Source organism: Aneurinibacillus aneurinilyticus ATCC 12856 (assembly GCF_000466385.1).
GTDB classification, from domain to species: domain Bacteria; phylum Bacillota; class Bacilli; order Aneurinibacillales; family Aneurinibacillaceae; genus Aneurinibacillus; species Aneurinibacillus aneurinilyticus.
The window spans coordinates 89,125-101,287 of record NZ_KE952665.1; the positions used below are offsets into that span (position 1 = coordinate 89,125).

Below are 12,163 nucleotides of genomic sequence, written 5' to 3' on the forward strand. Positions count from 1 at the left end.
TGCGATGCGTTATAACAACTATATTAACGGGCAATGGAAAGAGCCTTCCAATGGCGAATATACTTTGAACCGGAATCCGCACAATCAAGAAGACGCGTTGGGCGAATTTCCAGTAAGTACAGTAGAAGATGCACGTGAAGCGGTGGCGGCAGCGAAAAAAGCGTTTCCTGCATGGAAGAGATTATCGTTTCAGCAGCGTGCAGCATATTTGCAGAAAGCGGCTGATATTTTGAAAGCCAATCTGCAGGAAGTGGGCCGGGATTTGACGCTTGAAGAAGGAAAAACGCTAGCCGAGGGCATAGGGGAGACACAGCGTGCCATCAGCATCCTGGAGTATTATGCGGCAGAAGCTCGTCAGCCGCTTGGGGATGTGATTCCTTCCGCCAATGCGGAAACATTCCTATATACTACGCGTGTACCGGTAGGTCCTATCGGGTTGATTACACCATGGAACTTCCCGATTGCTATTCCTGTTTGGAAAATGGCCCCGGCATTAATCTATGGTAATACAGTAGTGATTAAGCCTGCCGATATTACTCCGAAATCCGTATACCATGTAATGAAAGCGTTCGATGAAGCAGGTATTCCGGCGGGTGTTGTAAACTGTGTGTTCGGCAGAGGTTCTGTGGTCGGTGCAGAAATTGTAGAGAATTCAGATATTAAAGCAATATCGTTCACCGGCTCGAATCAGGTCGGTCTTCAAATTCAGGAGCAGGCGACAGCCAAAGGTAAAAAAGTGCAGTTGGAGATGGGGGGCAAAAATCCGCTCATCGTGCTGGCTGATGCAGATGTGGAAAAAGCAGTCGAAATTGCAGTGAATGGCGCATTTAAGTCCACAGGGCAAAAATGTACCGCGACGAGCCGGGTTATTGTTGAAGAAGGAATTTATGAAGCGTTCAGCAACCGACTTGTCGAGCGGACCAAGGAATTGAAAGTAGGAAACCCGCTCGATGGCGATGTATTTATGGGTCCGGCGGCATCTAAAGCGCAGCGTGATGGTGTGTTGGAAATGATCGAGGCCGGTAAGCAAGAAGCTACTCTTCTTTGCGGTGGCGAAGCACCGGCAGATGAGGCGCTTGCGGCCGGATTTTATGTACAACCGACCATATTTGGAGATGTATCTCGTGATGCACGTATTGCGAGAGAGGAGATTTTCGGACCGGTTATTGCACTGTTTAAAGTGAAAAATTATGAAGAAGCAATCAATATGGCTAACGATACCGAATATGGCTTAAGTTCTTCGATTTGTACGAATAACCTAACGCTTGCTCAACGCTTTATTGATGATATCGAAGCCGGGATTGTACACGTAAATTCTGAAACAGCAGGGGCGGAGCCGCAGGTGCCGTTCGGCGGCTGCAAGAATTCAAGCACAGGTTCCCGTGAGCAGGGCAAGACAGCTATCGAATTCTATACACAGGTTAAGACGGTATATATGGATCGCATGTAACAGCATCGCTCCGTGACAAAAAATTGACAATGTCAAAAACGGAGGGATATGATCAGGAGAAGAAAAATCTCCTGGAAAGTGGTGTTGTAGGAATGTTTACAGGCAAGACGTATTTTATTGCGGGTCACGCCCGTCTGCCTCAGGGAATGGCGGCGCGCAGCATATTTGATACATTGACGATTACCGTAGAGGCGGACGCGAAATACCATGTCATTCTGGAAGCTTCTTGCACGCTGGCAACGGATCATGGCCGAGATTTCATCGGCCAGTTGCTGCGCGGCTGTAGCCTGCAGGATGGAATCGAGGATCTCAGCCGGCGCATTATGGACTTTTATCAGGGGAAAGCCCAAAATGCGCTGATGGCTGCTCTCCGTGATTTGCATAATCAGTATTTGCTGTATATTCAAAAATAACATGCATATTTGCAAGGCTGACATCAGGGCATCTATAACTGTATATATATGGTTTTCCGCTTTCCTTTGCGGAAAATTTCAAACAATAGACTAAAAATTCAGTTTAATTTGCTTTTTTGTTGATAGATTATTCTGTTGTTATCATGCCAGAAGCTGGTGTTTTTGAAGATAGTCACCTCTGAAATAACGAGGAAAGCATGTTTATTATTCGCAAAGGGGTGGAATTTTTGGCTTATCAAGAGCAGAAACTGCACAAAGACCTGAAAACCAGGCACGTAACAATGATTTCTATTGGTGGGGTTATCGGTGCCGGCTTATTTGTAGGGAGCGGCGCTATTATTCAATCGACAGGACCTGCTGCCCTGCTATCTTATGTCCTTGGTGGCTTAATGGTAGTTTTGGTAATGCGTATGCTTGGCGAGATGGCTGTGTTGAATCCTGATAGCGGTTCTTTTTCCACATATGCACATCAAGCGATTGGACCGTGGGCCGGATATACGATTGGCTGGTTATACTGGTTTAACTGGGTTATCATCGTCGCGATTGAAGCTACGCTGGTAGGAGCCATTATTCATGATTGGATTCCTGCTATACCTGTGTGGGTGGGGAGTTTATCATTAACTATTTTGATGACGGTTACAAATATTTATTCAGTCAAAACATATGGAGAGTTTGAATATTGGTTGGCTTTTATTAAGGTAGTAGCGATTGTTGCTTTTCTGGGTGTGGGAGTATTAATGGTTCTAGGTGTTATGCCAGGTATCGAAGCACCGGGACTCTCTAATATTACTGGAAACGGAGGTTTCTTCCCACAAGGGTTTCTTCCTGTTCTCCTTAGTGTTGTCTTTATCACATTTTCTTTAGTAGGAAGTGAAGTCGCGGCTATTGCGGCGGGGGAATCAGATAATCCGGAGAAGAATGTTGTTAGAGCAATAAATAGTGTGGTTTGGCGTATTCTTGTATTCTTTATCGGCTCAGTTGCTGTACTGGTTACTGTGTTGCCGTGGGATGCCCATGACTTGCTGAAAGCTCCATATGCAAGTGTATTTGATATGGCAGGTCTGCCAGCTGCAGGTCAGGTTATGAATGTCGTTGTTTTCATCTCATTACTTTCCGTTTTGAATTCAGGACTATATACAAGTTCGCGTATGATATATTCTCTTGCACAAAAACAAGAGGCGCCTCGTATTTTTTTACAGGTGAATAAGAGAGGGATACCGATTTGGGCAGTATTGGCAAGCACATCCTTTGCTTATATTTGTGCTATGTTCAAATTTATATCTCCTGATAAAATGTTTGTCTTCTTAGCAAATAGCTCGGGCGGCGTTTCCATGCTTGTGTATATATTTATTGCCGTTTCACATATACGTATGCGGAGACGAATTGAAAAAGAAAATCCTGAGAAACTAAAGGTGAAAATGTGGTTATTTCCTTATTTAACATATTTGACTATTTTAGCTTTGATAGGCATTTTCATTGCACAAGCTTTTATTGATGATATGCGTTTGCAATTCTATCTTACTTCACTGATTACCGTTCTTGTTATCGGTTCCTACTTTGTATTCTACCGTAAAAAGCGAACGTCTTCAGCAGTGGAAGAAAAGCGAACGAAAAAGATAGTATAATCAAAATAAAAAAAATGTTGACAACTTTCCTGTGTTGATATATGATAAAAATGTAAACACAGTAGCAAACTTTAGAACCTAGCAGAGAAGTTTCCCTTCTCGCATTCCGGTTTATACTTGCCTGTGATTCTTACTAAGTTACTAACAAATTGTATAACTTCAAACTGTCTAATTTACTGCTCTTCGAGCAATCGAAGCCGTTTCGTAAATAAGAGCCAGTTGTACTATCTACCCTGTATGATTTGAGGGGGAAGTATAACTGGCTTTTTGTTTTATACGGGAAACGAATCGAACGGTCTCTCGAATTGCATGAGGCGCAAGGAGGGTCCGACCTCCACCCCGGTCGGATTCCTCACACATAACCAAAACAAATAATAATGGAAAGATGGAGGAGGAACCAAGCATGGCAACAGCAACAGAAACAAAAGTGGAAATGAAGTATGTAACAAAGCAACCAGGCTATGAAATTATGCCGCATCCGCAGCATAAAAGAATGTACCATATTCAATTGAACAACGAGCTGCTCCAACAATTCTTTGCTAGCTGCAAAGAAGAAAGTGAACAATCCCTGCAATATGTTCCGTATTCCCGTCAAATATTATCGCACCGGTTCCGTGAGCTATTTGGTGAATCGTTTATGCAGAACATCCGAAACATTGTAATCGAACGTGAAACAGGCGGCTTTACGATTGGTGTACAAGGTCAAACAGAAGATAGAGGAGAATTCGTTAAGTTTGCGACAGCGTTGACACACCTTATCGGCATTCCAAACTTCGATGCAATGACTGGTACCTTCTATGCCCGCTTCACAGTAAACGATACGGATAATAGTGATTCATACCTGCGTCAGGCATATCGTTTATTCACGTTGCATACTGATGGTACGTTCGTCGATGAGCCGACAGACTGGCTGCTGATGATGAAAATGGATGAGAAAAATGCGGTCGGCGGCGAATCTCGCCTGCTTCATCTTGATGATTGGGAAGATTTGGATAAGTTCAGCAATCATCCGCTCGCTTCGACTAAAATCACATACAAAGCACCGCCGAGCAAAAACGTACAACAAACCGTACAACGTGAAACGTTTTTTGATATTAATAATAAGCCGTGCATTTGCTTCATTGACCAATTTGCATACCCGGAAACGATTGAGCAAGCTATATATTTGAAAGAAATGTCCGAATCTCTAGAGAATTCTCCGGCCACTCATGCGCTGAAGCTTCCGATCGGAGATTTGGTAATCCTGAACAATACCTTCTGGATGCACGGCCGTGCGGCATTCGAGAAACACCCGGAACTGCATCGTGAACTTATGCGTCAACGTGGCTGCTTCTCTCGTGTATAATAAAAACAACATATAGCTGGATAGTTTAGGCAGGTACTTCTTTTGAAGACCTGCCTTAGATGGCATTCAAATAAAAATCATAGCACAATATCCCATAGATGGATTAGAGGAGGAAGACAGCATGTATGATTTTGCGATAGTTGGCGGAGGAATTGTAGGGTTATCAACAGGAATGGCATTGACGAAGCGGTATCCGGGCGCAAAAATTGTTATGATAGAGAAGGAAAAAGATTGGGCCCACCATCAAACTGGCCATAACAGCGGCGTAATCCACTCCGGAATTTACTATAAACCAGGCAGCTATAAGGCTCGCTTTGCAAGGGAAGGCAATGCAGCGATGGTGCGATTCTGTGAAGAGCATGGCGTTGCATACGATGTATGCGGGAAAGTCATTGTTGCGACGGAACAAGAAGAGCTTCCATTAATGGAAAGTTTATATGAGCGCGGCTTGCAGAACGAATTGGATGTGCAAAAAATTGGACCAGAAGAGCTTAAAGAAATTGAGCCGCATGTGGCAGGTCTTGGAGCAATTCGTGTCCCGAGCTGTGGAATTGCCGACTATAAAGGTGTTTCCAGAACGTTTGCCCGAATTATTGAAGAGGGTGGCGGGGATATTCGTCTCAGTACGAAAGTAGAGAATATTGCCGAGGAAGCACAGGGGGTTACGATTGAAACGAACCGTGGTACGATAAAAGCCCGTTTCCTGATTAACTGTGCCGGGCTGCATAGCGATCGCGTAGCAAAAATGGCTGGTATGCAGACAGGTATGAAAATCGTGCCATTCCGAGGCGAATACTATGAGCTTGCCCCGGATAAGCGTCATCTTGTCAAACATCTAATCTATCCGGTGCCGAACCCGGACTTTCCGTTTCTTGGCGTCCACTTTACCCGCATGATTAATGGGGAAGTTCACGCGGGTCCGAATGCGGTACTGGCCTTTAAACGTGAAGGATACACAAAATCGGATATCAATATAAAAGACTTGCTAGAGGTATTAACGTATCCAGGCTTCTGGAAAATGGCGATGCCAAATATGAAAGAGGGCATGAAGGAAATGGTACGCTCCTTCAGCAAGCAGGCATTTCTGCACAGCCTGCAACGCCTGATTCCGGAGCTTACGGAAAAAGATATCGTTCCGACTCATGCAGGCGTGCGGGCACAGGCTCTCATGGATAACGGAAACATGGTGGATGACTTCGCTATCTTCCCAGGTAAAAGCTCGCTCCATGTGTGTAATGCCCCGTCTCCGGCAGCAACAGCTTCTATTAAAATCGGAGAAGAAATCGCAAATAAATTACCTGAGAATGTCACTAGCGGACTGAAATCTTCGGATGTGTCAGCCGTTCTTGTATAATGTTTGTATTGTGCACTTATATAACAATTTCGATTTTATAATAAAGCAGCCCGGTGTTTGTATACCGGGCTTTTCTTCTTTTTCCCGATGCAAACCTTGTAGGGATGCCCAAGGTAAATTTTTGCATGCACGGCACATCATAAACCATATCTGCTATAATAAAATAAGATAGTAACAACAGTACTAGAAAATAAAGGGGCGATGGTTGTTGGAATATGTGCAAGAGTATAAAGTAGCCCATAAAAAGCTTACAAAGGCTAAAATCGTGAGGCGGGCATTGTTTATTATTTTAGGTTCAAGTCTGATGGGGGTTGGACTTGAAATTTTTCTGGTTCCCAACCAAATTATTGATGGAGGGATTGTAGGTATCTCCATTATTCTTTCTCACTTAACCGGACTGAAACTCGGTATTTTTCTGTTTATTCTCAATCTTCCTTTTCTTATTCTCGGTTATAAACAGATTGGAAAAACATTCGCAATCTCTACATTGCTTGGTGTTACCGTTATGTCTATCGTCACATCCGTTCTTCACCCTGTACCGGAACTAACAGAGGATCCGTTGCTAGCTGCGGTATTTGGTGGAATTATCCTTGGGATTGGAGTAGGAATGGTTATCCGTTATGGAGGTTCGCTTGACGGCACTGAGATTATTGCTATTGTGTTTAATAAACGGCTTCCTTTTTCGGTAGGAGAGACGGTTATGTTTTTCAATATTTTCATTCTTGGCAGTGCAGGTTTCATTTTTGGCTGGGATCGGGCGATGTATTCGCTGATAGCATACTTCATTGCATTCAAAATGATTGATGTTACCATCCAGGGGCTCGATGAATCACGTTCTGTCTGGATTATTAGTGAGAAGCACCGGGAAATCGGCGATGCGCTGCTTGCCCGTCTGGGACGCGGCGTCACCTACCTGAACGGGGAAGGTGCATATACAGGTGATGATAAAAAAGTAATTTTCTGCGTTATTACCCGCCTGGAAGAAGCGAAGCTGAAATCGATTATTGAAGATATTGATGAAGCAGCATTTCTGGCAGTTGGTGCGATTAACAATGTAAAAGGCGGAAATTTCAAGAAGAAGGACATTCACTAAAGGAATAACGACACAAAAAGCAGCCGATTGTACAAGGCTGTTTTTTTGCTCCAGGCTATAGAGGGAATTATAATGCAGCCGTTGATCATCCTATATAAAACGGAAAAAGGAGGACGGATGTATGGCGACGGAAAGTATGCTAATTACCGGAATCCGAGTCTATGCGGAGAAAGGGACAATAAATGAGGGATATGTGACGATCCAAAATGGAAAAATCCTTGAAATTGGGCAGATGGCTGATCTTAAGGATACGGACGGATACGATCAGCTCTTTTCCTTTCCGGATTCGTATGCGCTTCTTCCGGGTATGATTGATTTGCATATTCATGGTGCGAACGGAGCAGATACGATGGATGCCACTCCTGAGGCGGTGCGGACGATGGCAAAATGGTTGCCACACGAAGGGACGACAAGCTTTCTCGCCACAACAATGACGCAAGAAGTAGAGCAGATTGAGCGTGCATTAGTAAATGTCGCCGACTATCGCAAGCGGGCGAACGGACCAGGAGAAGCGGAAATATTGGGTGTGCATTTGGAAGGACCGTTTTTATCGCCCAGGCGGGCGGGTGCTCAACCCGTGGATAAGATGATTAACCCGGATATCGTTTTATTCGAGAAATGGCAGCGGATTGCAGCCGGGGCGATTCGGCTTGTTACTGTAGCTCCTGAATTGCCGGGCGGCATGGAATTCGTATCGCATTTGGCACAGTGTGATGTAGTAGCTTCTATCGGACATTCTGATGCGACGTACGCAGAAGTGGCAGAAGGGGTTCGCTGCGGTTTGAAGCATGTAACGCATCTGTTTAACGGTATGCGCGGTTTGCATCACCGCGAACCGGGCGTTGTCGGTGCCGCCCTGCTTCATCCCGAATTGCTCGCTGAACTTATAGTGGACGGCATGCATGTTCATCCTGAAATGGTTAAACTTGTCTACCAGCAAAAAGGACGGAGCGGATTGATATTAATCACGGATGCAATGCGAGCCAAGTGTCTTGGTGAAGGAACGTATGAGCTAGGCGGACAGGAAGTGATCGTACAAAACGGGCGTGCTTTGCTTGCAGATGGCACGCTCGCTGGCAGTATCGTTAAGATGAAGGATGCAGCTACCAATGCTATGCGCTTTAGCGGGTGCACGCTCGAAGACATTGTCCATATGACAGCTGTAAACCCGGCTAAACAGCTCGGATTATTTGCGAGCAAAGGAAGTATCGCTCAGGGTAAGGATGCTGATCTTGTCGTATTGGACAAGGAGCATGAGGTTGTTCTTACGTTATGCAGAGGAAAAATAGCGTTTCATGCACGTTAAATAATTATCATAGTATAAATCATAGAAATTCCATTGACGCTTTATCGGAAAAGATTTAAAGTTAGGCTACTATAGATAAAAATTATAGTAATTGTCGGTCACCGGAAGCAAAAGTATAACGTATTTGTATAGGGTAGAGGTGGTCCTACATGCACCAGGAATGGAGCTTACAAGGGGTATGGCAATGCCTGCCCGATAAAGAGAATATATTGGAAAATGGCATCGAAAATAAAATCGTATACGCGCCTGAGACGCATCCGTGGCAGGAGATTATTGTGCCTTCCCATTGGCAAAAGGCCGGGTTTGAACAGCATCAGGGTGCAATGTGGTACAGGAAGAAATTTCTTGCACCGAACAAGCAGGAGAATGTCGGCTATCATCTGCATTTCGGGGGAGTGGACTATTTCTCCGAAGTATGGCTCAATGGAGTATACCTGGGCGCGCATGAGGGAGATTTCGATCCGTTTACATTTTCTGTAACCGGTTTCCTTCGTTTTGGAACGGAAAACGAACTTATCGTAAAAGTAATGTCAGTTGTCGATAAGAAGCCGGAACGAAAAGAAATTGCCAAAGGTGGTTTATATCATTGGGATTGTTTGCCGGTACGCCAGGAAGGGCTATCCGATTGTCCGGAAGTACCATCGGCGGCTAGTGCCCATTATCCGAATCCGCTCGTAAATCCGGGCGGTATCTGGAAGGATGTGGCGCTAATAGCAAAGCCGATTGTCCATATCGGACGTTTACGCATCACACCGCACTTACGCGATGAATATACGAAAGCAAACGTATATGTTGATATAGAAATACACAATGAGACGGGCCAGGAGCAGGATATCGAGCTGAGAGTAGAGCTGACACCGTATAATTTTCCGAAAGAGGGAAGAGAAGATATTTCTCAGGTGTCATCAGCATTTCTGCGACCGGGAATTCTCAATCATACCACACGTCTTACTGTACAGAATCCTGCGCTCTGGTGGAGTTGGGATCTGGGGAATCCTCACTTATATACGGCGATTGTGGAAATGAAAATAGATGGTACTGTCATCGATTCGTCGAGTGAAGTGTTCGGCATCCGTGAAATCACACGTGATAAGAAATGGCAATTCAGGCTGAATGGCGAGCGGATTTTCATTAAAGGAAACAATTATTTATCTGATCAATTCCTTTCACTTATGACAGCTTCACAGTATGAGCAAGATATACAAATGATGCTCGATGCATACATGAATATGACGCGTCTGTTCGCACATGCGGAAAAACCTGATTTTTACCGTTTATGTGATGAGAAAGGAATTATGATTTTTCAGGATTTACCGTTCCAGTGGGGATACCGCTCAGATGGTGAATTTATTACCCGTGCAGCAAATGTGGCGCGAAGGTACGTTGAGATGCTATATAATCACCCATCCATCGTGCTCTGGTGCTGTCACAGTGAATCGCGTTTGCATGATTACAATAAGCTCGACAATGTGCTGATGGAAACCGTAAAATCAATCGATGTAACGCGGCCCATCCACAAAAATTCGGTACTCATCGATCAAGGAGAGTTACCAGCGTTCTTTGCAACATGGGAGGAGTTCGCCAAATACGTACCAAATCATCTAAGTGTCAACTGGGTTGGCTGGTATTGGGGCAAGATTACGGACGCTGAATTTTATAACCCTATGTTTATTACGGAATATGGAACGCAATCGCTGCCTGATGAAGAGTCGTTGAAGAAGTTCATCGTAGAGGAAAAGCTTTGGCCACTGGACATGGAAACATGGCGTATGCGAGGTTTCCAGAATAATATTTATGCCAAGATGATGGGGGAATATCCGACGACATTAGGCGAACTGGTGGAGCGTACACAGGAGTATCAGGTGCAGTTCTATAAGGAGCATACAGAGGCGTTGCGACGTAAGAAATATAATAATGTGAATGGAATCATGCAGTTTCACTTTGTTAATACGTGGCCTGCAATCGACTGGGCTATTGTCGATTATTATCGCCGTCCGAAAAAAGCCTACTACGCTGTCGTTCATGCATTTGCACCGCTGCAATTATCTTTCGCCGGTCATGTAGAACGACTGAAGGATGTCTTGCGTATTACAATGGAAGCATGGATTGTCAACGACTACCGACACGAACTGGAAGGGCATGAGATTTCGTACCGATTGCTTGCATTGGACAATACGGTGATAGAGGAGCGTGCTGTGCTTGCACCATTAATCGCACCGGATTCCTCCCGCTGTTTTGATCAGGCGATACTTGATTTGCCGCTGACAGAGGATGTATATCGCATCGAAGGCGAGCTGCGCGATAAGGGAGGGAACATTATTGCACGCAATACGAAAATTTTGTTCCCTCGTATCAATGTAGCAGAAGTAGAGACAGCTGCACATGTGAACGCGGGCTTGTAGAACAAAACTTCCATCAACGGGTTTCATCATTCCACACGTAGCACAAGTAAAGCGGGAGTTTATTGGCCCGTTGGATTGGAATAAACAAAAGGAGGCGCAATGGGTACTGTCATTACGCTCGGAGAGGTGCTAATCGATTTTGTGCCTGAGGCAAACGGGCAGGCGCTTGAAGACGTACCATCGTTTAAGAAAGCGCCAGGCGGTGCGCCTGCTAATGTGGCCGCCGCCGTTGCCCGCCTGGGTGGAGCCTCCCGCTTCCTCGGGAAAGTGGGGGCCGATCCGTTCGGTGATTTTCTCATTGGCACACTGGCAGATGCAGGCGTGGATACAGGAAGGATATATCGAACGGACAAAGCGAAGACAGCGCTTGCATTCGTGTCCTTGAAAGAAGATGGCGAGCGAGACTTTCTTTTTTACCGTGATCCTTCGGCGGACATGTTGCTTACAAAGGAGGAAATTACAGAGGAGGCACTAGCTGAAGGGGGAGTTTTTCATTACGGCTCGATTTCATTAATTGCAGAGCCGGCACGGAGCGCGACGGTAAAAGCAGCCCGGCTGGCAGGGGAAAGAGGAATGCTTGTAAGCTATGATCCGAACCTGCGCTTGCCTTTGTGGCCAGGAGGTGCGCCAGCAGCTAAGGAAGCGATTCTAACACATGTACCGTTTGCGGATATTGTAAAAGTAAGCGAAGAAGAATTGATATTTTTGACCGGACAGACTGATATTATCGCCGGTGCTTCCTGGTTTTTCACTCAGGGTATCCGCTTATTGCTCGTTACGTTGGGTAAGGACGGCTGCGCTTACGTACGACCGAACGGTACGGTAAAGCGGCTTCCTGGTTTTGCTGTGCGGGCGGTTGATGCGACCGGTGCAGGGGATGGTTTTGTTGGAGGCTTTCTGCATCGGCTTGCCGGGGCAGGCATAAAGCCTGAAGCATTGACAATGCTGCCGGATGGCGAATTAGAAAATATGCTGCATTTCGCAAATGCGGTCGGTGCACTGACCACGATGAAACGTGGGGCGATTTCAGCCTTGCCTTCGGCGGATGAGGTTAAGGAACTGATGAAGCACTAGCATAAATATAAGGCAGACGTATGGCAGGAATCGCTTTTCAAAAGCGATTCCTGTTTTTTATTTTTCCTCACACCTGTTGATTATCCATAAGGTGGAAGAAA

General features: G+C 45.3%; 9 protein-coding genes. All 9 read left to right on the plus strand.

Annotation, left to right across the window (positions count from 1 at the left end):
* Positions 1 to 4: 4 nt before the first annotated feature.
* The 9 genes from HMPREF0083_RS01285 to HMPREF0083_RS01325 all read left to right on the plus strand — a co-directional run bounded on the left by HMPREF0083_RS01285 (position 5) and on the right by HMPREF0083_RS01325 (position 12,062).
* Positions 5 to 1,450, plus strand: coding sequence for an aldehyde dehydrogenase family protein (locus HMPREF0083_RS01285; protein WP_021619116.1), 1,446 nt, complete (start codon positions 5 to 7; stop codon positions 1,448 to 1,450).
* A gap of 92 nt (positions 1,451 to 1,542) precedes the next feature.
* Entirely contained in the window at positions 1,543 to 1,863 is a 321-nt protein-coding gene (locus HMPREF0083_RS01290) for a DUF3870 domain-containing protein (RefSeq protein ID WP_040301083.1), read from the plus strand.
* A 218-nt stretch (positions 1,864 to 2,081) separates the two neighbouring features.
* A complete protein-coding gene (locus HMPREF0083_RS01295; protein ID WP_148315819.1) occupies positions 2,082 to 3,488 on the plus strand; it encodes an amino acid permease in 1,407 nt (468 codons plus the stop codon).
* A 403-nt stretch (positions 3,489 to 3,891) separates the two neighbouring features.
* Positions 3,892 to 4,833: a glutarate dioxygenase GlaH gene (glaH, locus tag HMPREF0083_RS01300; RefSeq protein ID WP_040301047.1), complete on the plus strand. Its 942-nt coding sequence runs from the start codon at positions 3,892 to 3,894 to the stop codon at positions 4,831 to 4,833.
* 121 nt (positions 4,834 to 4,954) lie between these two features.
* Positions 4,955 to 6,187: an L-2-hydroxyglutarate oxidase gene (lhgO, locus tag HMPREF0083_RS01305; RefSeq protein ID WP_021619120.1), complete on the plus strand. Its 1,233-nt coding sequence runs from the start codon at positions 4,955 to 4,957 to the stop codon at positions 6,185 to 6,187.
* 205 nt (positions 6,188 to 6,392) lie between these two features.
* The gene (locus HMPREF0083_RS01310; RefSeq protein ID WP_040301048.1) at positions 6,393 to 7,280 is read left to right on the plus strand and encodes a YitT family protein; all 888 of its coding nucleotides are present in this window, start codon (positions 6,393 to 6,395) and stop codon (positions 7,278 to 7,280) included.
* Positions 7,281 to 7,401: 121 nt separating this feature from the next.
* The gene (gene nagA, locus HMPREF0083_RS01315) at positions 7,402 to 8,586 is read left to right on the plus strand and encodes an N-acetylglucosamine-6-phosphate deacetylase (protein WP_021619122.1); all 1,185 of its coding nucleotides are present in this window, start codon (positions 7,402 to 7,404) and stop codon (positions 8,584 to 8,586) included.
* Positions 8,587 to 8,735: 149 nt separating this feature from the next.
* Entirely contained in the window at positions 8,736 to 10,988 is a 2,253-nt protein-coding gene (locus HMPREF0083_RS01320; RefSeq protein WP_021619123.1) for a glycoside hydrolase family 2 protein, read from the plus strand.
* A gap of 99 nt (positions 10,989 to 11,087) precedes the next feature.
* Positions 11,088 to 12,062 (plus strand): PfkB family carbohydrate kinase, encoded by a 975-nt coding sequence (locus tag HMPREF0083_RS01325; protein ID WP_021619124.1) that lies wholly within the window; start codon positions 11,088 to 11,090, stop codon positions 12,060 to 12,062.
* The last annotated feature ends 101 nt before the right edge of the window (positions 12,063 to 12,163 follow it).